The sequence below is a fragment of the Cupriavidus sp. SK-4 genome, from assembly GCF_000611125.1.
In the GTDB taxonomy this organism is placed as follows: domain Bacteria; phylum Pseudomonadota; class Gammaproteobacteria; order Burkholderiales; family Burkholderiaceae; genus Cupriavidus; species Cupriavidus necator.
Genome location: NZ_JFJW01000075.1, coordinates 1 through 26,822 on the forward strand (window position 1 = coordinate 1; position 26,822 = coordinate 26,822).

Annotated in this window: 25 protein-coding genes and 2 pseudogenes; 14 read left to right on the forward strand and 13 right to left on the reverse strand. The window is 61.6% G+C overall.

What is annotated here, in order from left to right; all coding sequences use genetic code 11:
• Together CF68_RS15985 and CF68_RS15990 are read left to right on the forward strand one after the other, a co-directional pair.
• A partial coding sequence (locus CF68_RS15985) for a biotin/lipoyl-containing protein (RefSeq protein WP_035820432.1) occupies positions 1-1,094 on the forward strand: 1,094 nt, incomplete at its 5' end.
• A gap of 22 nt (positions 1,095-1,116) precedes the next feature.
• On the forward strand, positions 1,117-2,046 hold the full coding sequence (locus tag CF68_RS15990; protein ID WP_035820433.1) for a hydroxymethylglutaryl-CoA lyase: 930 nt from the start codon (positions 1,117-1,119) through the stop codon (positions 2,044-2,046).
• On the opposite strand, the gene ftrA is transcribed toward CF68_RS15990, so the two are convergent.
• The gene (gene ftrA / locus CF68_RS15995; RefSeq protein WP_051591546.1) at positions 2,010-3,020 is read right to left on the reverse strand and encodes a transcriptional regulator FtrA; all 1,011 of its coding nucleotides are present in this window, start codon (positions 3,018-3,020) and stop codon (positions 2,010-2,012) included. The genes CF68_RS15990 and ftrA overlap by 37 nt on opposite strands.
• A gap of 245 nt (positions 3,021-3,265) precedes the next feature.
• On the opposite strand from ftrA, the gene CF68_RS16000 reads away from it, so the two are divergent.
• The 10 genes and pseudogenes from CF68_RS16000 to CF68_RS16045 all read left to right on the forward strand — a co-directional run.
• Positions 3,266-3,613 (forward strand): DUF3088 domain-containing protein, encoded by a 348-nt coding sequence (locus CF68_RS16000; protein ID WP_026201285.1) that lies wholly within the window; start codon positions 3,266-3,268, stop codon positions 3,611-3,613.
• Between the two features lie 195 nt (positions 3,614-3,808).
• Positions 3,809-4,810 carry a thioredoxin-disulfide reductase gene (trxB, locus tag CF68_RS16005; protein ID WP_152548498.1) on the forward strand — a complete coding sequence of 334 codons (1,002 nt, stop codon included), beginning with the start codon at positions 3,809-3,811 and terminating at the stop codon, positions 4,808-4,810.
• 49 nt (positions 4,811-4,859) lie between these two features.
• Positions 4,860-5,174: a DUF6356 family protein gene (locus CF68_RS38395; RefSeq protein ID WP_235205787.1), complete on the forward strand. Its 315-nt coding sequence runs from the start codon at positions 4,860-4,862 to the stop codon at positions 5,172-5,174.
• A gap of 67 nt (positions 5,175-5,241) precedes the next feature.
• The gene (locus tag CF68_RS16015; protein WP_200872562.1) at positions 5,242-6,468 is read left to right on the forward strand and encodes a pyridoxal phosphate-dependent aminotransferase; all 1,227 of its coding nucleotides are present in this window, start codon (positions 5,242-5,244) and stop codon (positions 6,466-6,468) included.
• 5 nt (positions 6,469-6,473) lie between these two features.
• Positions 6,474-7,649, forward strand: coding sequence for a cystathionine beta-lyase (metC, locus tag CF68_RS16020; protein WP_035820439.1), 1,176 nt, complete (start codon positions 6,474-6,476; stop codon positions 7,647-7,649).
• A gap of 45 nt (positions 7,650-7,694) precedes the next feature.
• A complete protein-coding gene (locus tag CF68_RS16025; protein WP_035820441.1) occupies positions 7,695-8,495 on the forward strand; it encodes a transporter substrate-binding domain-containing protein in 801 nt (266 codons plus the stop codon).
• A gap of 81 nt (positions 8,496-8,576) precedes the next feature.
• Positions 8,577-9,236: an amino acid ABC transporter permease gene (locus tag CF68_RS16030; RefSeq protein ID WP_013956923.1), complete on the forward strand. Its 660-nt coding sequence runs from the start codon at positions 8,577-8,579 to the stop codon at positions 9,234-9,236.
• Positions 9,237-9,288: 52 nt separating this feature from the next.
• On the forward strand, positions 9,289-10,014 hold the full coding sequence (locus CF68_RS16035; protein WP_035820442.1) for an amino acid ABC transporter ATP-binding protein: 726 nt from the start codon (positions 9,289-9,291) through the stop codon (positions 10,012-10,014).
• Between the two features lie 107 nt (positions 10,015-10,121).
• Positions 10,122-11,138 carry a D-cysteine desulfhydrase gene (locus CF68_RS16040; RefSeq protein WP_035820444.1) on the forward strand — a complete coding sequence of 339 codons (1,017 nt, stop codon included), beginning with the start codon at positions 10,122-10,124 and terminating at the stop codon, positions 11,136-11,138.
• A gap of 347 nt (positions 11,139-11,485) precedes the next feature.
• A pseudogene (locus tag CF68_RS16045) lies at positions 11,486-11,713 on the forward strand (disulfide bond formation protein DsbA); the annotation flags it as partial.
• Positions 11,714-11,740: 27 nt separating this feature from the next.
• Here the strand turns inward: CF68_RS16045 and CF68_RS16050 are convergent.
• The 6 genes from CF68_RS16050 to CF68_RS16075 form a co-directional block, all read right to left on the reverse strand.
• A complete protein-coding gene (locus tag CF68_RS16050) occupies positions 11,741-12,769 on the reverse strand; it encodes an amidohydrolase (protein WP_035820447.1) in 1,029 nt (342 codons plus the stop codon).
• Positions 12,766-13,347 carry a carboxymuconolactone decarboxylase family protein gene (locus tag CF68_RS16055; protein WP_035820448.1) on the reverse strand — a complete coding sequence of 194 codons (582 nt, stop codon included), beginning with the start codon at positions 13,345-13,347 and terminating at the stop codon, positions 12,766-12,768. Before CF68_RS16055 ends, CF68_RS16050 begins: the two co-directional genes overlap by 4 nt.
• Before the next feature lie 3 nt (positions 13,348-13,350).
• Positions 13,351-14,229, reverse strand: coding sequence for a 3-keto-5-aminohexanoate cleavage protein (locus CF68_RS16060; RefSeq protein ID WP_035820451.1), 879 nt, complete (start codon positions 14,227-14,229; stop codon positions 13,351-13,353).
• An 85-nt stretch (positions 14,230-14,314) separates the two neighbouring features.
• Positions 14,315-15,334 (reverse strand): tripartite tricarboxylate transporter substrate binding protein, encoded by a 1,020-nt coding sequence (locus tag CF68_RS16065; protein WP_051591547.1) that lies wholly within the window; start codon positions 15,332-15,334, stop codon positions 14,315-14,317.
• Between the two features lies 1 nt (position 15,335).
• Positions 15,336-16,163: an SDR family NAD(P)-dependent oxidoreductase gene (locus CF68_RS16070; RefSeq protein ID WP_035820454.1), complete on the reverse strand. Its 828-nt coding sequence runs from the start codon at positions 16,161-16,163 to the stop codon at positions 15,336-15,338.
• A 20-nt stretch (positions 16,164-16,183) separates the two neighbouring features.
• A complete protein-coding gene (locus tag CF68_RS16075) occupies positions 16,184-17,926 on the reverse strand; it encodes an NAD(P)/FAD-dependent oxidoreductase (RefSeq protein WP_035820480.1) in 1,743 nt (580 codons plus the stop codon).
• A gap of 238 nt (positions 17,927-18,164) precedes the next feature.
• Between CF68_RS16075 and CF68_RS16080 the strand changes: the two genes are divergently transcribed.
• On the forward strand, positions 18,165-19,076 hold the full coding sequence (locus tag CF68_RS16080; RefSeq protein WP_035820456.1) for a LysR family transcriptional regulator: 912 nt from the start codon (positions 18,165-18,167) through the stop codon (positions 19,074-19,076).
• A gap of 109 nt (positions 19,077-19,185) precedes the next feature.
• Here the strand turns inward: CF68_RS16080 and CF68_RS16085 are convergent, their stop codons facing one another.
• Positions 19,186-20,160, reverse strand: a complete 975-nt coding sequence (locus CF68_RS16085) for a tripartite tricarboxylate transporter substrate binding protein (RefSeq protein WP_035820459.1) — start codon at positions 20,158-20,160, stop codon at positions 19,186-19,188.
• Positions 20,161-20,465: 305 nt separating this feature from the next.
• Between CF68_RS16085 and CF68_RS16090 the strand changes: the two genes are divergently transcribed.
• Positions 20,466-21,455 (forward strand): Ldh family oxidoreductase, encoded by a 990-nt coding sequence (locus CF68_RS16090; protein WP_161786867.1) that lies wholly within the window; start codon positions 20,466-20,468, stop codon positions 21,453-21,455.
• A 376-nt stretch (positions 21,456-21,831) separates the two neighbouring features.
• On the opposite strand, the pseudogene CF68_RS38400 reads toward CF68_RS16090, so the two are convergent.
• The 5 genes and pseudogenes from CF68_RS38400 to CF68_RS16110 form a co-directional block, all read right to left on the reverse strand.
• Positions 21,832-21,967 (reverse strand): annotated as a pseudogene (locus tag CF68_RS38400) (FAD-binding protein); the annotation flags it as partial.
• Positions 21,968-22,234: 267 nt separating this feature from the next.
• Complete coding sequence (locus tag CF68_RS16095) at positions 22,235-23,746, reverse strand: aldehyde dehydrogenase (RefSeq protein ID WP_035820464.1); 1,512 nt, start codon at positions 23,744-23,746, stop codon at positions 22,235-22,237.
• Between the two features lie 24 nt (positions 23,747-23,770).
• Entirely contained in the window at positions 23,771-24,535 is a 765-nt protein-coding gene (locus CF68_RS16100; RefSeq protein WP_035820466.1) for an SDR family NAD(P)-dependent oxidoreductase, read from the reverse strand.
• A gap of 53 nt (positions 24,536-24,588) precedes the next feature.
• Positions 24,589-25,572: a tripartite tricarboxylate transporter substrate binding protein gene (locus CF68_RS16105; protein WP_035820469.1), complete on the reverse strand. Its 984-nt coding sequence runs from the start codon at positions 25,570-25,572 to the stop codon at positions 24,589-24,591.
• A gap of 32 nt (positions 25,573-25,604) precedes the next feature.
• A complete protein-coding gene (locus CF68_RS16110; RefSeq protein ID WP_051591549.1) occupies positions 25,605-26,615 on the reverse strand; it encodes a porin in 1,011 nt (336 codons plus the stop codon).
• Positions 26,616-26,822: the final 207 nt, after the last annotated feature.

Here is a 26,822-nt window from a genome sequence, read left to right on the forward strand (position 1 = left end):
TGGTCGAATGGCAGCTGCGCGTCGCCGCCGGCGAGCCGCTGCCGCTCACGCAGGAGCAACTGCGCATCGACGGCCATGCGCTGGAAGCACGCATCTACGCCGAGAACCCCGACAAGCAGTTCCTGCCGTCCACCGGCACGCTGCGCTACCTGCGCACGCCGCCGGCGGTGCAGTTCATGCGCGGTGGTGATGTGCATGGCCCGGCCGGCATCCGCATCGACGCCGGCGTGCGCGAAGGCGACACCATCAGCCCCTTCTACGACCCGATGATCGCCAAGCTGATCGTCTGGGGCAAGGACCGCGACGAGGCGCTGGCGCGCATGCGCCAGGCGCTGGCGTCGTATCACGTGGTGGGGCTGTCGACCAACGTGGCCTTTCTGCAACGGCTGGTGTCGTCGCAGGCGTTCCGCACCGCCGATCTCGATACCGGGCTGATCGAGCGCAACGAAGCCACGCTGTTCCCGCCCGCCGCCCCGGTCGGCCTGGAAGTCATTGCGCTGGCGGTCGCCGCGCTGCTCGACCGCGAGACGCGCGAGCGCCGCGTCGACGCCGCCGACCAGCATTCGCCGTGGACCCATGGCGGCGCGTGGCGGCTGAACGGCGGCGTGTCGCGCACGCTGCGCTTCGGCTATGGCGAGCAGGTGCTGGAGGTGACGCTGAACACCGATGCACGCGGCAGCACGCTGATCTACGCGAACCAGGTTGTGTCCTTCGCCTGCAACTGCCAGGGAGATGAGATCCGCGTCGACCTCGGTACGCGCCACGCGCACGGCCAAGTGCATGCCGACGGCGAGGCGTTTCATGCCTTCCATGCCGGTGGTCACGTAAGCCTGACCTGGCTCGATCCACTGGCGCACGCTGGCGAGGCTGAAAGCGAACACGGCAAGCTGACCGCGCCGATGCCCGGCAAGGTCATTGCCGTGATGGTCGAGGCGGGCAGCATCGTGACGCGCGGGGCCCCGCTGCTGGTGATGGAGGCAATGAAGATGGAGCACACCATCAGCGCGCCGGTGGATGGGGTGGTCAGTGAAGTGCTCTATGGGGTTGGCGAGCAGGTGGCTGAAGGGTCGCAGCTCCTGGCGTTTGAAGCCTGATATCGTGGGGAGATTTCCGGCAATGCAACCAGACAAAGTCAAGATCGTGGAAGTCGGTCCACGGGATGGCCTCCAGAACGAGAAGGCGTTAGTGCCGACCGAGATCAAGGTCGCATTGATCGACCAGCTGACCGAGGCAGGCTTCACCAATATCGAGGCAGCATCATTTGTGTCGCCGAAGTGGGTGCCTCAGATGGCCGACGGCGCGGAAGTGATGGCGCGTATCAGACGGCGCCCTGGCACGCTTTACTCGGCACTCACCCCCAACATGAAGGGCCTGGACGCGGCACTGGCTGCCGGTGCCGATGAGGTCGTCATCTTCGGCGCTACCAGTGAAGCGTTCTCGCAGAAGAACATCAATTGCTCGATCGCCGAGTCGATGGCCCGCTTTGAGCCTGTCGCGGCTGCAGCGAAGGAGAGAGGCATACGCCTGCGTGCCAGCGTGTCTTGCTCGCTGGGCTGTCCCTATCAAGGGGACGTGCCGGTCGGAGCGGTTGTTGATCTGGTGCGGCGCATGCGCGAACTGGGCTGCGACGAGATCGATATTGCCGATACGATCGGCGTGGGTACACCTGACAAGGTTCAGGAAGTCATGCGAGCGGCTTCGACGGAGTTTCCATTGGAGCGGCTGTCGGGACACTTCCACGACACCTATGGCCACGCCCTCTCCAATGTCCGGGCCAGCCTTGAGGTGGGGATTCGTATCTTCCATTCCTCCGTGGCCGGGCTTGGCGGCTGCCCTTATGCCAAGGGCGCCACCGGAAATGTCGCTACCGAAGCGCTTCTCCGGATGATGCAGAGCCTGGGCGTCGAAACCGGAATCGATGCCGGCAAGGTAGCGCAGATCGGGGAGTTCATTTCCAGGGCCGTCGGCAACCGTGGCGCAGGAAGCGTCGTCCGAAGCCGCGTGGGTAATCAGTGTGCCTCGGATGCGCTGAACCGTCGCCTGTAGTAACCCGGGCTGGTCCCAAGCCGAGTCCGGAAATGATTGCGCAACGTGGCTGCCGCACCAAAGCCGACTTGAACCGCGATTTCATCCATGGATAAATCGGTCTCTTCGAGCAACGTCCTGGCCCGGCCCAGGCGCTCCGTAAGCAGCCATTCCCCTGGCGGCATCCCCATCGTACTGACAAAGTGCCGCTGAAAGGTTCGGGCACTCATCGCCGTTTGCTTTGCCATCCTGACAATCGACCAGCCCTCGTCCAATGTTGCGCGCACCGCGTCCACCAAGGGTGCCAGCGAAGAGCTGCTACGCTTTGAGACCGGCTCGTCGATATACTGGGCCTGCCCGCCTTCGCGGTGGGGTGGCATGACCAGTCGGCGTGCGACCTGATTGGCTGCGCGCGGGCCAAGGTCCCGGCGAATCAGGTGGAGGCACAAGTCGATTCCCGCCGCACTGCCGGCAGACGTGAGGACATCGCCGGCATCGACGTAGAGCACGTCCGCTTCCACGTGGACGTCCGGATATCGCGCCGCGAGTGCTGCGGCATGGCGCCAGTGCGTCGTCGCACGCTTTCCATCGAGCAGCCCCGCTGCCGCCAGGACAAAGGCGCCCGTGCAGATCGACATGACGCGCGCCCCGCGTTTGTTCGCCTTCCTCAACGCGCGGCAAAGCTCCGGCGGGACGTCCGCTTCGATACCGCGCCACCCCGGAATGATGATGGTCTTCGCTTTGGCCAGGAGTTCGAGGCCACCGTCAGCCTGTACCTGGATGCCACCCGAGCCGCGCAACCTCCCAGATTCGGCGGAACAGGTCGTGAAGCGGTACCAGCTGTCGCCCATTTCAGGTCTTGGCAGACCGAACACTTCAACGGCGCAGCCATATTCAAAGAGGCTCAGGCCGTCATACACGACGACGGCAACCAGTCCTGCATTGACAGACGATTGTGATTTGGTCTTTGGCACGATATGGACGGAAACGGGCATTGATGCCACCAGCGATTGATTCTGCCCCATCTGCTCTACGTCTAGCAAGACCCTCCCCCCGTGTCTGTTGCGTGTGCTGCGATCCTGATCGCCGCCACTCCCATCAAGTTGGCACGATCCTTACGCAAATTGTCGTTCGTGCCACTGGTGGGGTCTATTTGCACTGCTTATCCTGTGGTCGGTGGTTCGCGATACGGCAAGCGACGCGCGTCCGCCAGCAATTTCAACCCGCAGAGAGAGTGAAAGTGAAAGACAAACTATTCATGCTTCGCCCCGGCTTTTTTTCAGGCTCGGAAGGTCCGTTCTATTGTGGAGATTCCGTTGCCGTTGAAGGCCTGCTCGGCTTCTTCCCGCAGTTGCGCAATGAAGTGGATGTCGAATACATCGATGCGCCCCGCCCTCGCATGGCAATTGTCGAACTGATCGGCGAGGCGAACCAGTCCGCCCCCGTCCTGGTGCTCGGCGCCGGGCGCGCGCCGGTCGATGACGGTGTGGAGATTCACGTGAGCGGCCAGACGCGTTTTATCGATTCGCCCGACCATATCCGTCGATACCTGTCGTCGCAGTACGGTGTGGCGCATCCCGCCTCCTGACTACAGGCCAACCCGGCTCACGCGTGAAGAGGCCTTCCATGCAGCCCCGCGCGCCGATCGCAACCATTGCGATCGGCGGCATCGTCTACCGCAAGTTTGGCGGTGCCCATGCGTGGCGGGCCTCGACTTCGAACCGGCTCAGTAATCGCTTCAGGCAATCGCCTGAAGTCTCTTGAATAAGCTATGGATTCTCCAATGTCCTCGCCCAAGCACGCCAAGGTCCTGATTCTCGGTTCCGGCCCTGCCGGCTATACCGCCGCCGTCTATGCAGCGCGCGCCAACTTGTCGCCGGTGCTCGTCACGGGCCTGGCGCAAGGCGGCCAGCTGATGACCACGACCGATGTCGAAAACTGGCCGGCGGATGCAACGGGGGTGCAGGGCCCAGAGCTGATGCAGCGCTTTCTCGATCACGCGGAGCGCTTCAACACCGAGATCGTGTTCGACCACATCCACACGGCAAAGCTAGACAGGAAGCCGATTCGCCTGATCGGCGAATCGGGCGAGTACACCTGCGACGCGCTGATCATCGCGACAGGCGCGTCCGCACAGTATCTCGGCCTGCCGTCCGAGGAATCCTTCATGGGCCGCGGCGTGTCCGCTTGCGCGACCTGCGACGGCTTCTTCTACCAGCAGCAGCATGTAGCCGTGGTTGGCGGCGGCAATACGGCGGTCGAGGAAGCGCTGTATCTCGCTGGCATCGCGAAAAAGGTCACGGTGATCCACCGCCGCGACAAGTTCCGCGCCGAGCCGATCCTGGTCGACCGTCTGCTCGAGAAGGCGAAGCAAGGTGTTGTCGAGATCAAATGGAACCACGTGCTCGACCAAGTGAATGGCGACGAGGCCGGCGTGACCGGCCTGCGCATCAGGCATGCACAAACCGGCGAGACCACCGAACTCGCACTGCAAGGCGTTTTCATCGCCATCGGCCACAAGCCGAACACCGATCTCTTCAGAGGCCAGCTCGAGATGACGAATGGCTACATCGTCACCAACGGCGGCCTCTCGGGCAACGCCACGGGTACGAGTGTGCCGGGCGTGTTCGCGGCAGGCGACGTGCAGGACCACATCTATCGGCAGGCAATCACCAGCGCCGGCACGGGCTGCATGGCCGCGCTCGACGCGCAGCGATATCTGGAAGGTACGCCGGAGCCTGAATTTCTACATTGCACCATCCCAGTAGAAAATTTTTCTAATTAGAAGCGAGATGGTGGGTACCTTTGGAAGCCTTTTGCGAAGATCGAACACTATGATTTTTCTCACAAACAGCGCGAAGCCGGCTTTCCAATCCAGGATCGGACGATGCGCAATACCGGATGACGCCCCCACCATGAGAACAATATTTCGGCTCTTCCAAGAGCACCCGGCATCGGTTGGCGAGAGCTATCTGCAGCATATGTCGTCGTCGTTTTCATTTGGCGCGTCGATGCTGTTCGCATCGATGGCGGCGCTCGTGCACGGCATGCTGCCTTTTCTCTTCGTCGCCACAGGCAGCAACACAATCTCCCGGCTGCATGAGCGCATGGTCACCCATCGCAACCGCGTGGCGTCGCGTCACCGATAAACAAGCCCCCTTCGACAACAACATGACAAGCTCACTAGCGTCTTCCCTGCTACGCCCGGTTCCCTATATGGGCGTGATTCACGTCGTTCACGAAGCCGTCAAGCTCGGCTTCCGCAACGGTCATCCCGACTGGTGCAACCTCGGCCAGGGGCAGCCTGAAATCGGGCCCATGGCAGGCGCGCCGGAACGGCTGGCTTCACTGCAGTTCGACGTGGCCGATTGCGCCTACGGGCCGGTCGGCGGCATCGATGCGCTGCGTCAGGCGGTCGCGGACGACTACAACCGTCGCTATCGTCGCGGCAAGGCATCGCAGTACACGAAGGACAATGTCGCGATTGCGTCCGGCGGGCGGCTTGCGCTGTCGCGGCTGCTCGCCACCCTGGGCGGAATTCGCCTGGGCCACGTCGTGCCCGACTACACCGGCTACGAAGATCTGATCGCTTACCACCGCCATCGCTTCACGCCGGTCACGCTGCCGGTGGGGCCCGAAGACGGCTTTGCCATCCCGGCGCAGGCGCTCGAGGGACTGATCGCAAGGGAAGAGCTGGACGCGCTGCTGTGGAGCAATCCCAACAACCCCACCGGGGCCGTGGTACGTGGTGAGGCACTGGCGCAGTATGTAGCGGCGGCGCGCAACACGGGCTGCTGGATGCTGCTCGACGAATTCTATTCTCACTTCGTGTTCGAAGATGGCCATGCCCCGGCGGACAGGCCGGTGTCCGCCGCCGAGTTCGTCGAGGACGTGGAAACTGACCCGGTCGTCATCGTCGACGGCTTGACGAAGAATCACCGTTACCCCGGCCTGCGCATGGGCTGGGTGGTGGGGCCGACCGAGGTGATCGACATGATCAGCCGTGCCGCAAGCGCCATCGACGGCGGCCCGCCGACGATCGTGCAACGGCTTGCCGTGCAAGCGCTGCAACACGACCGTGCGGATCAGGAAACGTCCGCATTGCGGCAGATGTTCGCCAGGAAGCGCCGCATCATGCTGGACGCGCTGACCGACATGGGTGTCGAGATCCCCTGCCCTGGCAACGGCACGTTCTATCTCTGGGGCCGGGTGCATCGGCTGCCCGCGCCGCTGAACACCGCGGACACCTTCTTTACGGAGGGTCTCAAGCGCAAGGTCATGACCGTGCCCGGCAGGTTCTTCGACGTCAATCCGGGCAACCAGCGCGCGACCGAATACATCGACGCAAGCTGGGTGCGCTTTTCATTCGGCCCGCCCGAGGCCAATCTCCGCATGGGACTGGAGCGCCTGGGCGACATGGTCAACAGCGCCAGGCAAGGGTAATCCGGATGTCCCCCGATACCTATCTCTCGCACGGCGTGATCGATCCGGACGATTTCGGCGGCGTCGTCAATCCGCCGGTTTTCCATGCGTCGACCGTGACGTTTCGCAATCTCGACGACATGGAAGCGCGCGGGCGTGCCATGTCGGGCGCCACGGATGTCATGTGGTACGGCCGCAAAGGCACGCCGACCACCTTCGCGTTGCAGAACGCCCTGGCGCAGCTCGAAGGCGGGCACCGTTCGCTGTTGGTGTCGTCCGGCCTGGCGGCGTGTACGAGCGCCATCATGGCATTCGTCAAAGCCGGCGATCACATCCTGGTGAGCGACAGCGTCTATGGCCCGACGCGCCACTACGTCGAAACGGTACTGGCCCGCTGCAACGTGTCAGCGACGTTCTACGACCCCACGCTCGGGTCCGACATCGCGGCCTTGTTCCGTCCGACCACGACGCTCGTGTTCGCCGAGTCACCGGGTTCGCAGACGTTCGAAATGCAGGACATTCCTGCCATTGCGAAGGTCGCACACCGGCATGGCGCGGTCGTCGTCATCGACAACACGTGGGCCACGCCCTTGTTCTTCAAGCCATTCAAGCACGGCGTGGACGTCTCCGTGCATGCGGGGACGAAGTACATCGTTGGGCATTCGGACGCCTTGATGGGTGTGATCACGACCAACCGTGAGTCATGGAACACCGTGCGCGACTATGTCTTCGCCACTGGCCAGCACGCGGGCCCGGACGACGTCTATCTCGCGCAGCGGGGCTTGCGCACGATGGCCGTGCGCCTTGAGCGGCATCAGCGTAGCGGACTGGCCATTGCCGATTGGCTGGCGGGCCGCCCGGAGGTGGCCCAGGTGTTGCACCCCGGGCTCCCTGGTGCGCCGGGCCACGCCCTTTGGCGTCGGGATTTCACGGGGGCTTCAGGATTGTTCAGCGTCGTACTCAAGCCCGGATATGGGCGTGAGCCGTTCCGTGCCTTCATCGACGACCTGAAGCTGTTCCGCCTGGGCTTTTCCTGGGGCGGATTCGAGAGTCTGGTGATGCCCTTCGATCCCAGGGAGGAGCGCCCCGCAGCCGCATGGCCGTATGCCGGCCAGGCATTTCGATTGCACGTGGGCCTTGAGGCCAAGGAGGATCTGATCGCCGATCTGGAAGCCGCGTTCCGCAGACTTGCCGTGCAGTAGCAGTGCCCTTCAAAAAAATACCTATTCCTACATTGGAGACAAGACATGAAATCCCTGAAGTTGCTGTTGCAAAGCGCGTGCATCGCGACCCTCCTGATTGTCACGGCGCCCGCCGTGCACGCTGAAGATCTGCTGGATTCGGTCAAAGTCAGCGGTGTCCTGAAAGTCGGCATGGAGGGCACTTACCCACCCTTTGGCTATCGCAATGGCGACGGTCAGCTCGACGGCTTTGACGTGGCCGTAGCCAAAGCCGTGGCCGACAAGATGGGGCTCAAGGTCCAGTTCATCACCACCGAGTGGAGTGGCATCATTGCCGGCCTGCAAGCCGGAAAGTTCGACGTCATCGTCAACCAGGTGGGCATCACGCCGGCACGCCGCCAGGCCCTGGATTTTACCCAGCCATACGTCTATTCCGCGGTCCAGGTACTTCAGCGCAACAATGACAGGCGCGAGTTCAATTCGCTTGAAGAGCTGAAGGGAAAATCCGTCGGCGTCACGCTGGGCAGCAACTATGCCGAACTGGCGAAATCCGTGCCGGGTATCCTGGTGCAGACCTATCCGGGTACGTCGGAAAACCTGCGTGACCTGGCGGCCGGGCGCATCGATGCGGCCCTCAATGACCGCCTGATGCTGCCGTACCTGATCAAGAACTCCAAGATGCCGCTACGCACCGGCGCGCTGCTCGCCGGCACGAAGCTTGAGATGGGCATCCCGTTCCGCAAGGGCAATCCCAAGTTTGCCAAAGCCATTGACGACGCACTGAACGCGTTGCAGCAGGATGGCACGTTGCGCAAGCTGTCCATCCAGTGGTTGGGTACCGACGCCAGCAGGCCCGTCGCCCAGTAATCGCTGCCACGCCGGCCGGCTCCTTCCATCGCTGCAGGCATGGGCCTGGCCGGCCACGCGGCCACTTCTACGGATCGAATCATGGAATCTCTTGATCTAGTTATTCATGCATCGCCGGTACTCCTGCATGGAGCGGTGATCACCGTGAAATTTGCCCTGGCGTCGATGGTGTTCGGCCTGCTGGTCGGGATCGTGGTCGCCATCATGGGTATCAGCACCAGTCCAATCCTCGGCGGCATTGCCCGCACCTATGTCAGTGTCATGCGCGGCACGCCGCTGCTGGTGCAGATGTTCGTCGTCTACTATGGCCTGCCAGACCTCGGCATTTCCCTGGACCCCACCAGCGCCGGCATTCTTACCCTCACGGCCAATGCCGGCGCGTACCTGTCGGAAAGCATGCGCGGCGCGATTCTCGGTATCGGCAGAGGGCAATGGAGCGCCGCGCACAGCCTCGGCCTGAGCCATCTGCAGACGCTGCGTTACATCGTCTGCCCGCAGGCCTTGCGGCTCGCCGTGCCAAGCCTCGGCAACACGCTCATCAGCCTGATCAAGGATACGTCGCTGGTGTCAGTCATCACCGTGACTGAGTTGCTCAGGTCGTCCCAGGAAATCATCGCATCAACGTTCCAACCGCTTCCCTTGTATCTGTCGGTAGCAGCGATCTACTGGCTGTTCAGCACCGGATTGTCATGGGCACAGCGTCGCCTCGAGGCGCGTCTGACACTGCCTGTGACGCGTTGATGGAACAGGTCGGAAACTCGAAGAAAGCAATCTGCAAGCAGGAGACAAAACGATGATCGCGCTCGAAGGCGTATCGAAGTGGTACGGTCAGTTCAAGGTGCTTGATGCGTGCAGCACCCAGGTAGAAAAAGGCGAGGTCGTGGTCATCTGCGGCCCTTCCGGATCAGGAAAATCCACGCTGATCAAAACGGTCAACGGCCTCGAGCCGTTTCAGCAGGGCCGGATCAGTGTGGACGGGGTAATGGTCGGCGATCCGAAGATCAAGCTCGCCCAGTTGCGTGCGCGGGTTGGCATGGTGTTTCAGCATTTTGAGCTGTTCCCGCATCTGTCCATTCTCGACAACCTGTCCCTGGCGCAGGTCAAAGTGTTGAAGCGCCGCAAAGAGGAAGCACAGGAGAACGGCATGCGCCTGCTCGAGCGCGTCGGCCTGAAAGCGCATGCGCGGAAATACCCCGGGCAGCTTTCGGGCGGGCAGCAACAGCGCGTTGCCATTGCACGCGCGCTGTCGATGGATCCGATCGCCATGCTGTTCGACGAACCGACATCGGCGCTCGATCCCGAAATGATCAATGAGGTGCTGGATGTGATGGTCGAACTGGCGCGCGAGGGCATGACGATGATCTGCGTCACCCATGAAATGGGGTTCGCGAAGAAGGTCGCCAGCCGCGTAGTTTTCATGGATGGCGGCGCCATCGTCGAGGATACCGGCAAGGACGCCTTCTTCGGCGACCCGAAATCGGCCCGTGCGAAGGAGTTTCTCGCAAAGATCCTGCATTGACTCACACCCGCTTGCATGAAGGCGGGGGCGGTCGGGGGCGATCAACGTCCCCGCTGACAACGCCCGCCGCCGCCCCGTCCTGGTCCACCTCCCCCAAAGTCGAAATCATGAAGATCTCGGATCGCCTTGCCGCTTTCTCCCGCCTCGATCTGGTCGGCGCGGTCACGCCCCTGCAAAAGCTTGATCGCCTGTCCGGGATGCTCGCGCGTGATATCTACATCAAGCGGGATGACACCACGCCACTTGCGTTTGGCGGAAACAAGCTGCGCAAGCTTGAGTTCCTGGCGGCTGACGCCTTGCGTCAGGGCGCCGATACGCTGGTAACGGCCGGAGCCATACAGTCGAATCATGTCCGCCAGACGGCGGCGCTGGCGGCCCGTCTTGGGCTACGCTGCAGCGCGTTGCTGGAAAACCCGACCGGCACGGCAGACGGCGACTACCTGCACGGCGGCAACCGCCTGCTGCTCGATTTGTTCGACGCACAGGCCGAGTCGGTTACCAGTCTCGACAACGCCGACGCACAGTTGCAGGCCCTTGCGGAACGGCTGCGTGGCGAGGGGCACAAGCCGTATGTCATTCCGATCGGCGGGTCCAATCCGCTGGGGGCATTGGGGTATGTACGTGCCGGCCTGGAGCTGGCGCAGCAAGCCGAGGCGATGGGTCTTGCGTTCTCGGCGGTCGTGCTGGCGTCCGGCAGTGCCGGAACCCATGGCGGGCTTGCGTTGGCGCTCGCACACGCGATGCCGGATACACCGGTCGTCGGTGTTACCGTGTCGCGCAGCGTCGCGGCGCAAGTTCCGAAGGTGGCCGGGCTGATCGAAGGGACTGCCGCGCTGCTCGATGTCGAGGTGCCGGCAGGGCTGAAGGTCGAGCTGTGGGACGAGTACTTCGCACCTCGCTATGGTGAGCCCAACCAGGCGGGGCTGGAGGCCATCCGCATCCTGGCAGGTACCGAAGGTGTGTTGCTCGATCCCGTCTATACGGGGAAGGCGATGGCTGGTTTGCTCGATGGTGTCGCGCGCGGGCGTTTTGCTTCGGCTGACCCGGTGTTGTTCCTGCATACCGGTGGTGCGCCGGCGTTGTTTGCGTATCGCAATGCAATCAACACAGGTCCGAGGGACTAAAGCGGGGACGGAGGGGGAGTCGACACCACCGCCCAGCCCCGCCGCGGCAACGCGAAGTGCGGAGCCAAAAGACAAGGCGCCTCGAGGGCGCCCTGTATGCTCGATTAGAAGCGAATTACACTTCACTCCCACTCCATCATCAACAAGCCGCCCAAGCCCGCGTGGTTAAAGGGATTGGCTGTGATCGACATGGGCATTACCGTCGCTTTTACCGTCAACCGAGCAGAGCTTTTGCTGACGCGCGAGATGGGGCGATTTGCGGAGCCACGACTCTGACGACACCATCGTCAATCGAGTCTTAGGATACAGGACTGGAAATCTGTTTTGTCAAATCCTTTCTGCTTGCGCCCGATGCGGCCATCCGCGCGCTGGCGGGAGAAACCACGAAAGGCGGCGTGACCGGAGCGCCATCGCTGCGGCTGCTTGATCTTGAGACCGGCAAGGCGATCCTGCTGCAAGGGCCGATCGAGGGCGATGCCTTGCTCTCGGCGATGGACATGCCGGCGGCTGACGACCCGACCATCGCATCCACAACCGAGCTTCCTTCAGAAGTCGTCGGCAACCAGCCTAGATAGCCAGCGGCCCTAGGGGCCGAAGTATTCCTACGCAAAAGCCGGGAGCCGGTAGAACGCACATGCGCTGCGCCAAAACAAGTCCGCCTTCTCCGCCGGGCTCGCATCCATCACCAATCGCTTGAACGCATTCCAGCCCCCAATATAGTCGTGGCCGGCTCTATCGGCGGGAAAGTTGCTCTCGAACATGCACCGCGACGTCCCGAAGGCGTTGATACACTCTTCCATCCAGGGGCGCCAGGCCCTCGCCAACTCGGCCGACAGAGGCACGCCACCGCGCCTGCTAAGCCCAAGACCTGTCTGTGGCATCCCTAACCCACCGAGCTTGATCATCACATTGGGACACAACGCGAGAGCGTGCAGCGCCTCCCTCCATTGGTGGAATACCTCGTCACCCTTGCCCTCATAGCGCCCTCGCCCCAAGATGCCGCCGCAATGGTTCAGGACGATCCGGGTATCGGGAAACGCGCGCGCGAGCCCCGTGAGTCGGGGTATCTGATGGAAGTACAGCCAGGCATCGAAGCTCAGGCCCAACCGAGAAAGGTGTGAGAACCCCGCCCGAAACTCGGCTTGGTCAAGCAGATCTTCGCTCGTCGGATAGGCCGGGTTCAGCAAGGCTGGGTCCGGGTCCCACGCCGCGACATGGCGAATCCCCCTGAAGCGCCCGCCCCTCGCGACTGAGCCTCCCGCCGCGGCGATATGGGCCTCCAGAACGGGCCGAACGGCATGTCCGAGGCACAGGTCCGCGGCCCCAACGATCGCTGCGCATGCACGGATGGGACCGTAGGTGCCGCTGGCGCACATCGCTGCCACGCCATTGGCGAACTCGGTTTCTCCTATGGGCTTGAATCGCTCGTCGCAGTCCTGGCGCAGCATGGCACGCGCCTGCACATAGACCGTCGCTCGCACGTCATGACCCGAGCGGAGATCCTCCAGCAGGTCATCGACGAGATACCTCAGTCCAGGCCGATCGTAGAGGTGATGGTGTGCATCGACGATGGGCTGGTTCGGCTCCAGCACTTCCTCCTGCGACAAGGTGCGCTCGGCCGGCTGACTCATGCGATCGGCGCGCTCGCCAGAAACTGCGGGTCCTGAAGTTCAGAGGCGATATTTTCAGGGATGCCCAGCTCGAACGCATTGAGCGTCAAGGCGACGAGGCAGTAATAGCCGAGCACGCCGACGAGTTCGACCATGCCCTGTTCTCCCAACTGCGCCGTTCCTCTTTCGTAGAGTTCCGCGCCGATCCTGCCGTCCGTCAGCAAGGCCAGCGAAACGTCGTATACGGCGCGCTGTCTGTCGCACTGGAGGTCGGGCACCCGGCGGGCAGCGATATCGGCGATCACGTCCGCCGCCAGGCCTGCTTTCTGGGCCAGGGCCTTGTGCGCCGTCCATTCATGGTGGGAGGTCCAGTGGCGACCGCACACCAGTATCGCAAGTTCGGTGAGACGCGGCTCCAGCGAGGTCTCGAAGCGGAGAAGTTCGCCGAGCTTCTGCGCGCGCCGCGCCAGCTCGGGATTGCGGAGCCAAGCGATCATCGGCGCGGGAATCTTGCCCCGCGGACCGGAGCGGGCTTCCGCGCATGCCGAGGCCTGCTCAGGGCTCAGGTCGGCGTCAGGCACTGCGTTGAGTCGTGGCATGTCCTACGTCCTTGCCAGGCCCAGGATCTCGCGCGCCTGGGCAGGCGTCGCGACCTCGGCATCCAGTTCCCTGACGATGCGCGCCGCACGCTCCACAAGCGAGGCATTACCAGGGGCCAGTTGACCCCGAGTCAGGTACAGGTTGTCCTCCAGGCCGACGCGCACGTGGCCGCCCAGTAGCACGGCCTGCGCTACCATCGGAAACTGGTGCCGTGAAATGCCGAATGCGCTCCAGCAAGCGCCTACGGGCAGCAACTGCCGCATCGCCATCAGGGACTCGGTTGTGGCAGGAGCACCCCACGGCACGCCCAGGCAGAACTGAACCCACAGGGGCCCATCCAGTAGTTGGCGGTCGTACAGGTGCCGGGCATACGCAGCGTGCCCGAGGTCGAAGATTTCGAGTTCGGGCTTAACGCCTGCTGCCCGGATGGCCGCAGCGATCTTCTCCACGCACGCGGGCAGGTTGAGGAAGGCATGGGCGCCGAAGTTCATCGTCCCGATGTCCAGGCTGCAGATGTCCGGCCGCAGTTCGAGCACATGCTCCATGCGCTCCTCGGGCGTGGCCATCCCAGCGATCGCGTTCCTGTTGGGGTCGGCCTCGTCGGGTATGTACCGGCCGCCAGCGCCGGTGGTCAGATTGATCAGGACATCGCTACCGGTATCGCGTATCCGATCGACGACCTCCTGGTAGAGCCGCAGGTCGCGGCTGGGCTTTCCCGTCTCAGGGTCGCGCACATGGATGTGGACGATGGCTGCCCCGGCGGCTCGGGCCGCCAGAGCCTCATTCGCGATTTGTTCGGGGGTAACCGGCACGTGCGGGCTAATCGCGGTGGTGTCTCCACCGCCCGTCAGTGCGCAAGAAATGATGGTGGGTTGGCTCATGCGATTCCTAAAATGATCCTCATACAGCCCTCCAGGACGGTTGGAGCCGGCCCGCGGCCGAGGACTGTCATGTGGGATGGTGCCTCTATTCGATCCTTGCGCCCGCCGCACGGACCAAGTTGGCCCACCGCGTGATGTCGGACTTGATCGTTTCCATGAACTGGTCCGGGCTACCGCCCGTGACCGTTGCCCCTTCTGGAGCAAGCCGCGCTCGCAGCTCGGGCTGTTTCAGCGCGTCATTCACGGCCGATGAGAGCGTCCTGATGATCGCCTCCGGCGTGCCCGCAGGGGCAAGCAGCCCGAACCATGTGCTGGCCTCAAAGTTTACGAAGCCAGCTTCAGTCATGGTGGGCGCCTCGGGCAGATCCACCGCGCGGCTGCTGGCGGTCACCGCCAGCGCACGAAGCCTGCCGTTGCGGATGGGCTGACGCACCGAAGGCACCGACGTGAAGTAGCTGTCTACGGTCCCGCTGATGACATCGATCAGGGCTTGGCTGGCGCCCTTGTAGGGAATATGCTGGAGCCGAACCTTCGCGGCGGTCTGGAGCTGCTGGCCGGTGAGATGGCCCAGCGAGCCATTGCCCGACGACGCGAATCTGACGGTATCAGGAGCGGCCTTCGCTGCTGCCAGCAGGTCGGACAGCGACTTGTACGGCGACGCCGCCGGCACCACGACCACCATGGGCGCCGTGGCGACAGAGGCGATGGGCACCAAGTCTTTCAGTGGGTCATAGGGCAGCTTTGTGTACAGCGAAGGGTTGATGGCCAGGTTGCTCGTTTGTCCGATCAGCAGGGTATAGCCGTCCGCCGCGGCCTTGGCCACGACATCCACACCCAGGCCGCCACCGGCGCCGGGCCGGTTCTCCACCACGAACGCCCAGCGATGAGTCGATGCGAGCCGCTGGGTGGTCTCCCGGGCGATGATGTCGGTGGCGCCTCCCGGTGGGAAGGGAACCACGACTCGGATGGGCTTGCTCGGATAGCCCTGCGCACGAGCCGTGCTGATTGGCGCCAGCGATGCGACGGCGGCGAGCAGTCCGGCCAGAACCGATGCGAGCCTCTTGGTCCGGTAGCGCAGGAGCGATGTTGATACGAAGCGGGTCATGTCATGCTCCCGGGCGCGCAGCCGTCATGCCGCCGTCTACGACCAGATGCGTTGCCGTGATGTAGCCGGCTTCGTCGCTGGCGAGGAAGAGCACCGCATGGGCAACGTCCCAGGCGTCGCCCATGCGCCCCATGGGCACACTGGCATGCCGCTTGGCGATGAGCGACTGTGCATCCTGCGCGCCGAGCTGCTTGACCAGCCGGTGCTCGACGAGGGGCGTGTGCATGGTGCCCGGAACGACGGTGTTGACCCGGATGCCTTTCTTGACGTAGGCAATCGCGGTCGAGCGGCTGAATGCGAGGATGCCAGCCTTCGACGCCGCATAGGCCGCGCTGACGCGCCCCTCGACCTGAAAGCTCATGCAGCCGATGCTGGACACGTTGACGATCGCGCCACCCTTGCCGCTTTCCGCGAACTGCCGCTCCATCACCGGGAGCACGTGCTTGCACCCCAGGAAGGCGGTCTTGAGGTTCAAGTCCATCTGGGCATCCCAAGTCTCCTCGCTCATCGATACCGGATCGCCAGGGGCGCTGCCCCCCACGTTGTTGACCAGGATGTCGATGCGGCCGTACCGCTGCATGCAGTCCTCCACCGCTGCCTTCACGTCGTCGCTGCGGCTCAGGTCGCACACATGTCCGGTCCAGTTCGTCAGTCCTTCTTGCCGCATCACTGCGCCGGTGTCCTGCATCGCCTGTGAATTCTTATCCACGCCATAGACCGTCGCGCCTTGCCGCGCCATCAGCACTGCGGTGGCCTTGCCATTTCCCCAGCCTTCACCGACGGAACCCGCTCCGGCGACAAAAGCGACCTTGCCTGTCAGATCAAGCATGTGGTTCTCCCTTCCCATGCTCACTGAACCAGTCCCGCTTCCCGTGCTTTGATCTGCAGTGCGATGTAGTGCGAGTAGATGCGCGAATGGGCAAGGCCGCCGCCGATGAACCAGAGGCCTGGCTGGGGGGTCGGCCGGAACATGTTGGCAAGCTCCCCATCCGCACCGATGCCCCAGATCTGGCCCACCTTCTGAGCGATATCCGGCCCGAGAATGTCCCGCACCACTTCCTGCTGGTTATGGTAGCCGGTGGCCGTGACCAGCAAGTCCGCCTTCACGACTCTGCCGTCTTTCAGCAGAACGCCGTCTACCACGAAGCGGTCGATGTCCTCATACTGCAGCAGGCCGATCTGGCCGTTGATAATCATGTCTGAGGCGCCGCAGTTCAGGTAGTAGCCCCCGAAGCGCCGCCGCAGCTTCATCTGGTGCCCGGTTTCGTCCTCCCCGAAATCGAGCTTCATACCCTTGGCCTTGAGCCCTTCGAGCAGATCCTTGTCGATCTCCTTCATCTTGGCGACGTTCATCTGGTAGCCACGCACCAGCAGCGGGTACGTGCTGGACGCGGCGATCAGGTCCGTGTCTTCCAGCGGCAGGCCCTCGTTGTAGTAGATGGCGTGGTTGAGCCCCGCGGCCTGCACGCTGGCGACGGTGATGGAGCCGCGCTGGATCAACTGGACAGCCGCGCCACTGCTGGCGAGGTCCTGGGCGATGTCGTGGCCGCTGGTGCCCGCGCCCAGCACCAGGGCGCGCTTCCCGCGCCAGGGCGCGCCGCTCTTGAACGAATGCGTGTGAATGACCTCGCCCTTGAAGTCGTCCAGGCCAGGCGCAACGGCCTTGCGGGGAGCACCGACGACGCCGTTGGCGAAGACGATGTGCCGCGGGCGAAGAACGCGCTCGCTGCCATCGGCCCGGCGGACCCGCGCTTGCCATTGCTGGTTCTCTTCGTCGTAGGTCCCAGACACCAGGCTGGTCTCGGTCCAGACGTTGCAATCCATGGCCTTGGCGTAGGTTTCCAGCCATTCGCCCAGCATATCCTTCGGCAGGTACTTCGGCCAATTCGGGGGGAACGGCAGGTAGGGCAAATGGTTGAGCGCCACCTGGTTGTGCAAGGCGAGCGCGTGATAGCGGGTGCGCCAGACGTCGCCCACGCGCGGCAGCGAATCCACGACCAACGCATCGACGCCGATCAGCCGCAGCCGCGCAGCCACCGCGAGCCCGGCCTGGCCGGCGCCCACGATCAGCACGGCGGGCTCTCGATCGCGGAACAGCCGCTCCTCCGCCCGGCGGTCTGCCCAGTTCGGACCGCCGAACATGCGCATGTCCTCGGCGCCGCTGGGCCGCCTCGCGCCGATGGGCTCCTCGTTGCCTTTGAACTCCTTCAGGGACGTCATCAAGACCCAAGCTTTGCCCGGCTGTGCCTCCGGCAGGCGGACCACGCCCTCCGCGCGGCCCACGGCCGTCTCGAACTCGAAGATGGCCTCGATCACCCCGACACCGAGCCGCTTTACCAAGCGGGGCGGCGTGCGTGTAGCTGGCAGCGCGAAGCTCTTGGCCTGGACACGCGGCTGCGTCTTGAGAAACTGCTCGACAATGGCTGCAACACTGTCGTGCGGCGTGATGTTCCAGGTGAAGGCCAGGAGGTCGCGCCAATGGCATTCGTCCGCGAAGAGCGCCTTCAGGTCCTGCCCCGAGCCGTGAGCCAGTGCCTTCTCGAAAGAGCGGAGCCAGTTCCTGACGTGCTCGGCGGGAGTTGCCGATTGCATGGCGCTCTGGCGCTCCAAAGTCGTTGCATCCATATTTCAGCCCCAAGGTAGGTAGAGAGTGTTCTAATGAGTGAAATTGACTATAGGGAGCGCGGCCGGCGAGCGATACGCGAAAAAACGGCAAGCGCCATTGCAGTGGATGCAAAGGCAACCTCGGAGCCAGGCAATTAAGGTTGGGGGAATCCTCTCTGACGGTTGACGGGGCATCTCTGAATCTTCGTAAAGGTTGTGCTGGCACATGGAAGAACTCGCTCGAATTCAAACTTTCATCAAGGTCGTGGAGGCCGGCAGCTTCTCGGCGGCGGCGCGCGACAGCTCTTCCACGAGTTCGGTGGCTCGGCAGATCAAGTCACTGGAGGATGAACTGGGTGTGCGGTTGCTCAACCGCAATACACGTGGAATCTCGCTCTCGGAACCCGGCCGGCTGTTCTACGAACGAGCATGCAAGCTGGCCTCCGACCTCAGCAATGCAAAGTCGGAAGCGCAGTCGTTTCAGCAAAGCGTCAAGGGCATGCTGAAAGTTTCCTTACGGGTTTCTACAGGAACGACCGTCATCATTCCTGAGTTACCCGCGTTTCTTGAGAAATATCCCGAACTCTCCCTGGATATCACATTGACCGATGAGCGACAGGACCTCGTGGCGAATCACATCGATGTCGCGGTATGGATGGGCCAGTTACCCAATTCCGAGATTGTTGCGAGACGTCTGATTCCCAGCCAGCGCATCGTGTGCGGCGCACCGAGCTATTTCAAACGGTATGGAGTTCCAGTTAGCCCTCGGGAGCTGGAACGCCATAGCTGCCTTCTTTTCACAGCGCCTCAGTATGGGAACACCTGGCGATTTCATCGAGGCGGCGTCCATGAGGAAATTCCAGTCGCGGGAAAGCTACGCACCGGCAATGTGCTGGCCCTCTTGTCCGGGGCACTGTCCGGGCTGGGCATGATCATGGTCCACGAATGGATGGTGCGCTCGCAGATCGAAGCGGGTGCGTTGGCTCGCGTGCTGCAGGACTACACCGTGAGCCCGATCTCCACAGATGCCGATCTGCATGTCGTTTATCCCAGCAGCCGAGGCATGTCGTTGAAGGTTCGCGTCTTCGTGGATTTCCTTGTTCAGCTCTTCGACGGCAAGCACGCCCCAGCCCCATAGGATGAGCACACGGGCAAGAACGGCTGCACCTCGCCGGCGTCGTCAGTCAGCCGCGAGCTTGAGGTGCTGCACCAGGGCGCGCCAAGGTCCGAAGCAAAGCTACTCGCCTTTAATTCGTCCGAGCCAAGCGGGCTATCTTCTTCCAGCGGACGACCTCGCGCGTTATTTCAGCGCCGAGGGCACCAGCCTCAACGGTTTCCTGCGTCAATATCTGCTTCTCGCAGAATTGTTTGAACTCCGGCGTTTGCGCTATTTTTGCGATCTGCTGGGACAGCACACGAAGGATCGGCTGAGGCGTTCCGCTCGGCGCCATGAAATCGAGCTGCGAGGAAACTTCGAATCCCGAAACGCCCGCCTCGCTGACCGAAGGCGTGTTCGGCATTGCATCCCACCGTTTTGATCCGGTAACTGCCAAAGCCCGCAGCTTGCCCGACTGGATCAATGGCAATACGCCCGTGGATGTCTGGCAACTGAAGGAAATTCTTCCTCCGACCACATCCGTGACGGCCATTGTGGTTTCCTTGTAACCGATGTGCTGGGCCTTGGTCCGGGTCATGTCATTCAGGATCACAGAGCAGAGATGCGCGCTGCTCCCTACCCCTTGGGACGAATAAGTCAGGGTATTGGGACTTTTCTGCATCGCCGCGATCAAATCGGACAGATTCTGGTACAGAGAATCTGTGGGTACCACGATCGCGAACGGCACACGCGCGACGCGCGCCACAGGCGCGAAATCCTTAACTGGGTCCAATGGCGGCGGCGTGACATCCGAGAACAGGGGAAGAAGATAGAGGGGAATTCCCGTGAGGATCAGCGTATAGCCGTCCGCTGGAGCGCGCGCGGCGGCTTGGTAGCCGAGCAATCCGCCAGCGCCCGGGCGATTTTCGACGACTACGGGAGTATTCAGCCGCTTGGAAAGGGGCTCGGCAAAAAACCTCGTAATGGCATCGATGGAAGTTCCGGCCGATGCTGGAACGATGATCCTGATCGGCTTGGACGGAAACTGGTCAGCAAATATCGTCCCCGCTCCCACCAAGGGCAACGCCCCAAGAAGATTGATGAAGCGTCTTTTGCTCTTATCCATGAAAAATGTCTCCCTTTATGCCTATGTCTCGCTTGTTTAATGTACGTCAGCCCGTTACGCGGAAGTCTAGGTTTAACTCAACTGGGGGCAATCTGCGCCTGCGGCAAGGTGCTTTGCACCAGATGGCAAGCGCATGTCGCAGCGAAACTTCCGGCGGCTCGTGAGCTTGAGCGGCAGGGCATGCGGTAGGTCACCCTGTCAATGGGGTTCCGCGCAAAGGACCTTGCCGCCCTCACGGATGGCGGCGGTAGCTGGCGCTCCTAGACTGGTTTGTCTGGAATCCAACATTAGTGAACGCCATGTCTATGAAAAAGATGCTCTCCCTCGCCGAGGCGAAAGAAGTCGCCGTTTCCTACCTCACGCATCATGGGATGCCTGCGGACCATGCCGGCATGGTTGCCGACCATTTGATCTACGCGACCTTGGCCGGCCACGACTTTGCAGGTTTGTCCCGACTGCAACCGATCGCGGACATGCTGAAAGAGCGCGGTCCAGGCGGGACGATCACCATCCTGCGAGAGACTGCCATTTCCGCTCTGATCGATGGGGCGAACGTCAATGGCTATGTGACGTCCGTGCTTGCCATGGACAAGGCGATCGCCCTGGCAAAGCGCAGCGGCATCGGGGTCGTGGGCGTCAGTAATAGCTGGTTTTCCGGGATGCTTCGGTACTATGTCGAGCGCGCCGCCGATGCCGACCTGATCGGGATGCACGCGGGCAACTCGACTGCTCGCGTGGCGCCGTTCGGAGGTATCGACCGGCTGCTCGGAACCAATCCTCTCGCGTTTGCCTTCCCAGCCATCCCCACACCCTTGGTGATCGATTTCTCGTCCGCTTCAGTGATGTGGGGAGACTTACTCTACCACCAGCAGATTGGCCAGGCTCTGCCGGAGGGACGTGCTGTCGATACGACGGGCCTGCCGACCTGCGATCCTGCGGCCGCCCTCCGCGGTGCCATCCTGCCCTGGGGAGGCGCGCGCGGGTCGGCGCTGTCCATGATCGTCCAGGCACTGGGTATTCTGGGCGGCAGCGACCCCATCGTCCGTGACGGCGGGGGACGCTGGGGGTACTTCTTCCTGGCGCTTGATCCCGAGTTGCTCATGCCGCTGCAGGACTTCAAGAAGAACATCCAGAGCTTGCAGGAACAGGTGGAGAGTTCCAGGCCCGTACCGGACGGAGCACCTGTCAGGGTTCCAGGCATAGCAGCCGCGCGGAAAGTCCGCGAAGGGAAAGCTCGAGGCTGGCTTGAGGTTGATGAACCGATCTACAGCGCCATTACCAGCCACTGTCTGTAGCATTCTCTGGCCGCTCGGCGGCTGAGCGAATGCGCCTAGCCAGCTGGATCGTCACCGTGATTGACTGGTCTAAACGTGCGTTACTCGTCATGTCCATCGTGACGATAGAGCGATGCTGTAGTCGGCCAGGCTAAACGCTCAGGATCCCTCCCTAGGCCTATCACCAGGACGTTCTCGCGCGGCTGACAACGCAGCCCGCATGTCACGTCGAAAAACTTCCGCCTCATCACTGGCGATTCACGCCGTCCTGACCGAGTCGCTTCGCTGTCGTCAAGATGGGATCCCCGCGCGCTTACCATCCAGCAACCCGAGGGCTGTCAGTGTGGCGGGCAGCCGTCGCTGGGCCAACTCGTTTTGAGCGCCGCGAACTGTCCTTGTGCAGGCCATTCCGGATCTGACCATCAGCTGTCACTGCTTCGAGCCCAAGGCACATCACGTGCATTGCCATAGCCTAGCACCTGGGTCCCGCCGGCGTTGGTGGCCAGATTCCCGCCATTGGCGTAACTGCTTTCAATTCACCTGCCGGACCTCTATATACGGGGCGGCTTTCAGGCGGCAGATTCCGGAGTGACAGAATTGCTTTGTTCTACCGCAGGACACTAGCGTGTGCGCAGCCTGCCGGTGCGCAAGGTGGCGTAAGGCCCGGTGAGCACGGCGCTTTGCGGCGCCGTGCCGGAGCTGCCAACGGTCGCAATGTAGCGACCGGCGTACGCGGCAACTAGCGGAAGCCCGCCAGTTGCCGCGATTGTTTTCCGGGTTCCGGTGGGCCTCCCTCCGCTCTAGGACGCGTAGAGATTGGGAAACTGGCCCGTGGTACTGACCATGGTGGTCCGGGTGTCAAGAAACGGAGCCAACGCGTCGATGCCCATTTCCCGATCCCATCCGCTTGCCTTGAATCCTCCATACGGCGCTGACCAACGCGTGGCATTGTAGGTGTTGACCCACACCATTCCTGCCTCAATGCGTTGAGACACGCGCAGCGCTCTGCCGACGTCCCGAGTCCATAGACCGGCTGTCAGTCCAAATGGCGTGTCATTGGCAATCGAGATCGCCTCTTCTTCGCCTTCGAAGGGAATCAGCGATGCAACCGGACCGAAGATCTCCTCACGGGCGATCCGCATCTGGTTATTGACGCCGGCGAAAACCGTCGGCTCAACAAAGTAACCGTTCGCCAGCTCGGGGGTTTCAATGCGGCGACCACCAGTCACCAGGGCAGCGCCCTCGCCTTTGCCGATTTCGACATATGACAGTGTCTTCCTCAGCTGGGCTTCATTCGCCTGCGGCCCCATTCTCGTCATCTCGTCGAGCGGCATGCCGACCCGTACCGTCCTGGCCCGAGCCTGAAACATCTCTACGATCCGGTCATAGATCGGCCGCTCAACCAGAACTCTGGATCCCAATGCACAGCTCTGGCCGCAGTTGCGCCAGGCCATCGCGGTCGCAGCATTGAGGGCCTGTTCGATGTCGGCATCCGCAAATATGATATGCGGAGCCTTACCCCCCAGTTCAAAACTGAAACGCTTAAGCGTCTCGATACCACCGTATAGCATCTTCTTGGCAGTGCCGCCCTCACCGGTAAATGTGATCCTGCTGACGTCCGGATGCTGGACCAGATGCGCGCCGGCATTGTGCCCGAACCCCGGGACCACGTTGAATACCCCAGGCGGAAATCCTGCCTCGTGGGCCAGACGTGCCAGTTCCAGCGCTGTGACGGACGTATGCTCGGACGGTTTCAACACCACCGTGCATCCGGCGGCGAGTGCCGGGCCGATCTTCACGCACGTGGTGAACAGCGGCACGTTCCAGGGCGTAATGGCGCCAACCACACCAATCGGCTCAAGCGTCGTGAAGGCGTGCATGCTGTCGTCAATCGGTATCGTACGTCCTTGCGCCTTGTCGGCGAGCGACGCGAACCACTGGTAATACTGCGCCTGCGCGGAAATGCTTGCCCGCAAATCCCGAATAACACCGCCACAGTCACGCGCCTCCAGAATGGCAAGCTCCGGGGTGGCATCCCGAAACAGATCGGCAAAGCGGCGCAACAGCGCGGCGCGCTCATGGCCGGGCATGCGCCTCCATGGTCCTCTAAAGGCGTCCTTGGCCGCTGCTACAGCACGATCGATATCGTTGACCCCTGCCATGGGCACGACGGCCCATGGACGACCCGTTGCCGGATCGATGCTCTCTATAGAGCCTCCGTCAAGTGGCGAGACCCATTCCCCGCCGATATAGAGATGCTCATAGCGGCGCAAAGTCTTGTCAGCGTCTTGATTACGAACCGCGGCTTCCATTGAATTGACTCCCGAGATGGATGATTAATGCGACGGAATGCATGCGGTCGAGCCTCCATCCACCGGGATGACTGCACCGGTGATGAAGCTGGCGTCGTCCGATAGCAGGAACGCAATCGCGGCCGCAATCTCCTCCGGCTTTCCTTCACGACCGATCGGATGGGCGGCGCGAATCCGCCTGGCATTGTCCGGGTCCTCGAACATGACCTCAGTCATCGGTGTGCGAATCATTCCCGGTGCCACCGCATTGACGCGGATTCCGAATGGCCCCAGCTCTACGGCCATTGACCGCGTAATGCCAGAAACACCAAATTTGGATGCGACGTAGCCGAGCCGGTTGGGAACGCCCATAATTCCGGCGCCAGACGAAATGTTTACAATGGCCCCTCCATTTTTGCCGTCCCTCATGGCACGCGCTACGTGCTGGCACATATTGAAAGTGCCATCCAGATTCACCGAGAGAACGCGCTGCCACACCTCTGGATCGAAATCCAGCACGTTACCGACCCCACGTGTACCAGCACAGTTCACGAGCCCGTCGATCCGGCCGAACCGTTCAACGGTGCCTTTCACCAAGCCTGCTACTTGTTCTCGGCTTGAAACATCGACGACGCTGGCGTAGATCTTGTCGTTCCCAGCATGGGTTCCAACCAACTCGTCAAGCTTTTCCTTGCTCAGGTCGGCTGCAGCGATGGATGCTCCGTCTTCCAGCAGGCGGCGCACGCAGGCTTCGCCAATGCCACTACTGGCTCCGGTGACGATGATAGTTTTTCCGTCCAGGCGTTTCATTTTCGATGACTCCTATACGATCAATTTGACATGACTTCAGCGACGCAATGAACTCAATTGAAGTTGATGTTCAGGGATTTCCCGACCGTTCTCCACTTGGCCCCTTCCGTTTCCAGATAAGTGCGGAATTCAATTGGCGTGGAAGTGGTTGCTCTCACGCTGACACTATCAAGGCGCTGCACGACCTCCGGCATCTGTGCCACCTTATTGAAGGCATCGCTGAGCTTCTGCGTGACGGCGGCAGGCAGCCCCGCCGGGGCGAGCAAACCATAAATTGAATAAATGCCAACGGATTTCAAAACCTCAACACTTTCGCCGGTGGTCGGCACATTCGGAAGCGACTTGAGGCGTTGGCGGCCGGTCACAGCGATAGGCTTGAACTTATGGGCAGCGATAAACGGTACTGCTTGCGCAGCAACAGGGATCCCAAAGTCGACATTGCCGGCGGTGAGCTCGTTGGCCACATCCGCATCGCTCTTATAGGGGACATGGGTCAGCTTGATTCCCGTCACATTCATGATGTACTCGGTCAGCAAATGGTTACCAGCGCCAACTCCGGCGGTCGCGAAGAACAGTTTGTTTGGATTAGCCTTGGCATAGCTGATAAATTCAGCCAACGAATTGACGGGTAGCCCGTTCTTCACCGCCAGAATGGCCTCAACCTCGGCAATTCTCGCGATATGTGTGAAATCTTTCAGGATGTCGTACGGGATGTTCGGACGTACACCAGGTCCCATCGTCAGGGCGCCGGCGGTGCCCAGCCACAGGGTGTACCCGTCCGGGATCGCAGAACGTACAGTATTGGCTGCCACCTGCTCATAAGCACCTGGCTTATTCTCAACGATGACCGGTGAATGCAGGACCGCCTGCAGTTTTTCGGCGTATACCCGGGCGATGGTATCGGCCGGCCCGCCAGCGCCATATCCAACGACTATTTTGATCGGGCGAGACGGATACGTTTGCGCACTGGTTGCACGCACCAGCATGAACGCAAACGTAAAAAGGACAACGAGTTGTAAGATACTTTTCTTTTTCAATTTTGTCTCCTGTTTTTTGCTCGATTAGCAGATCAAAACTTGTGCCGGAGCCCGACCATCAAGCCCAGCCTGCTGCCATGCCCATAAGTATTTCCGGAATTGGCAAACGTTGGCGCGCTGCTCAGGGCTATCCACTCTCCACGCAAGTTCGTGTAGTCAACCTCAAGATAAACATCGGTACGCTTGCTGAAGTTGTAATCCAGCATGGCAGCAGCGGTCAGGCGCTTGCCTCCCCGGTCAGCGTGCAATAGCCAGTCGTAATAGAACTGACCACTAAGAACGAGGGCACTGGTAAGGTTCGCCTTTGCACCCACATAGACGACGTTGTTTCGATAGTCAGCGACATCGAGACGGCTGTTTGTATATCCGAGGTAGTACTGCGTTCTACCCATCTTGTATGTGCCGCCCAATGCCCAGACCGTTTGTTTGCTCGCCTGGCTCGCCGGCAAACCGAAGAAGGCCGTGGAGACGTCGTGGGTAACTTGATAGACAGCCCCGGCTTCAAAAGGTCCGGCGCTGTAAACAACAGAACCCGCCACAGCATTGTTGCCTGAGAAGTTGCCGGCCACCTCGCCGAAGGTATAGGCGGCGGCCAGCTGCAGTCCACCGAAGGACTTGATGTACTTGATCGTATTGTCGTAGCGCAGACCCGTGTAACTGCCTCCCTGATAACCGGCAATGGCATTATTGGATATTGCCGTTGCGTCGTATGAGGCAATAATCTCGTGAGCCAGAGAGTACTGTCTGCCAAGTGCTATCTTGCCAAAGCCTCCGTCTACGCCAATTACCGCGGTGCGGCCGAACAGGCGTCCACCTTGCAAGCTGACCCCACTGTCCGGGGCAAATCCGGACTCAAGGACGTACCAGGCCTTCAGGCCTCCGCCAAGGTCTTCTGTACCGCGCAATCCCCAGCGGCTGCCACTGACGGCGCCGTCCGTCATCTGCCACTTGCTATCCCCTGCAGTATTCTCGTGCGTTGAGAATCTCAGGGTTGTATCGATTAATCCGTAAAGCAACACATCGGCCTGCGCGGCACATGGCATCGAAACAATAGCGCCGAATATCAATGCATTACATTTGTTCTTCACCCTTGGTCTCCGCTTCTTTGATACGTATCTTTTGAGTGATTTTTTTTGCATTGCACTTCCGCGTTTGGTATAGCGATCCCCTTTGCGAATGAGATGAATATTTGAAGATTGACCCGCCGCATCAAGCCTAGCAGGCTGCTGAAGTACTCTTCGCGCAAACGA

What these genes read in the sequence shown, in the direction of transcription:
- CF68_RS15990 (WP_035820433.1), top strand. Translation starts at nt 1,117, where the DNA reads ATGCAACCAGACAAAGTCAAGATCGTGGAAGTCGGTCCACGGGATGGC.
- ftrA (WP_051591546.1), bottom strand. Translation starts at nt 3,020, where the DNA reads ATGCCCGTTTCCGTCCATATCGTGCCAAAGACCAAATCACAATCGTCT.
- trxB (WP_152548498.1), top strand. Translation starts at nt 3,809, where the DNA reads ATGTCCTCGCCCAAGCACGCCAAGGTCCTGATTCTCGGTTCCGGCCCT.
- CF68_RS38395 (WP_235205787.1), top strand. Translation starts at nt 4,860, where the DNA reads ATGATTTTTCTCACAAACAGCGCGAAGCCGGCTTTCCAATCCAGGATC.
- CF68_RS16015 (WP_200872562.1), top strand. Translation starts at nt 5,242, where the DNA reads ATGGGCGTGATTCACGTCGTTCACGAAGCCGTCAAGCTCGGCTTCCGC.
- metC (WP_035820439.1), top strand. Translation starts at nt 6,474, where the DNA reads ATGTCCCCCGATACCTATCTCTCGCACGGCGTGATCGATCCGGACGAT.
- CF68_RS16025 (WP_035820441.1), top strand. Translation starts at nt 7,695, where the DNA reads ATGAAATCCCTGAAGTTGCTGTTGCAAAGCGCGTGCATCGCGACCCTC.
- CF68_RS16030 (WP_013956923.1), top strand. Translation starts at nt 8,577, where the DNA reads ATGGAATCTCTTGATCTAGTTATTCATGCATCGCCGGTACTCCTGCAT.
- CF68_RS16035 (WP_035820442.1), top strand. Translation starts at nt 9,289, where the DNA reads ATGATCGCGCTCGAAGGCGTATCGAAGTGGTACGGTCAGTTCAAGGTG.
- CF68_RS16040 (WP_035820444.1), top strand. Translation starts at nt 10,122, where the DNA reads ATGAAGATCTCGGATCGCCTTGCCGCTTTCTCCCGCCTCGATCTGGTC.
- CF68_RS16050 (WP_035820447.1), bottom strand. Translation starts at nt 12,769, where the DNA reads ATGAGTCAGCCGGCCGAGCGCACCTTGTCGCAGGAGGAAGTGCTGGAG.
- CF68_RS16055 (WP_035820448.1), bottom strand. Translation starts at nt 13,347, where the DNA reads ATGCCACGACTCAACGCAGTGCCTGACGCCGACCTGAGCCCTGAGCAG.
- CF68_RS16060 (WP_035820451.1), bottom strand. Translation starts at nt 14,229, where the DNA reads ATGAGCCAACCCACCATCATTTCTTGCGCACTGACGGGCGGTGGAGAC.
- CF68_RS16065 (WP_051591547.1), bottom strand. Translation starts at nt 15,334, where the DNA reads ATGACCCGCTTCGTATCAACATCGCTCCTGCGCTACCGGACCAAGAGG.
- CF68_RS16070 (WP_035820454.1), bottom strand. Translation starts at nt 16,163, where the DNA reads ATGCTTGATCTGACAGGCAAGGTCGCTTTTGTCGCCGGAGCGGGTTCC.
- CF68_RS16075 (WP_035820480.1), bottom strand. Translation starts at nt 17,926, where the DNA reads ATGCAATCGGCAACTCCCGCCGAGCACGTCAGGAACTGGCTCCGCTCT.
- CF68_RS16080 (WP_035820456.1), top strand. Translation starts at nt 18,165, where the DNA reads ATGGAAGAACTCGCTCGAATTCAAACTTTCATCAAGGTCGTGGAGGCC.
- CF68_RS16085 (WP_035820459.1), bottom strand. Translation starts at nt 20,160, where the DNA reads ATGGATAAGAGCAAAAGACGCTTCATCAATCTTCTTGGGGCGTTGCCC.
- CF68_RS16090 (WP_161786867.1), top strand. Translation starts at nt 20,466, where the DNA reads ATGAAAAAGATGCTCTCCCTCGCCGAGGCGAAAGAAGTCGCCGTTTCC.
- CF68_RS16095 (WP_035820464.1), bottom strand. Translation starts at nt 23,746, where the DNA reads ATGGAAGCCGCGGTTCGTAATCAAGACGCTGACAAGACTTTGCGCCGC.
- CF68_RS16100 (WP_035820466.1), bottom strand. Translation starts at nt 24,535, where the DNA reads ATGAAACGCCTGGACGGAAAAACTATCATCGTCACCGGAGCCAGTAGT.
- CF68_RS16110 (WP_051591549.1), bottom strand. Translation starts at nt 26,615, where the DNA reads ATGCCATGTGCCGCGCAGGCCGATGTGTTGCTTTACGGATTAATCGAT.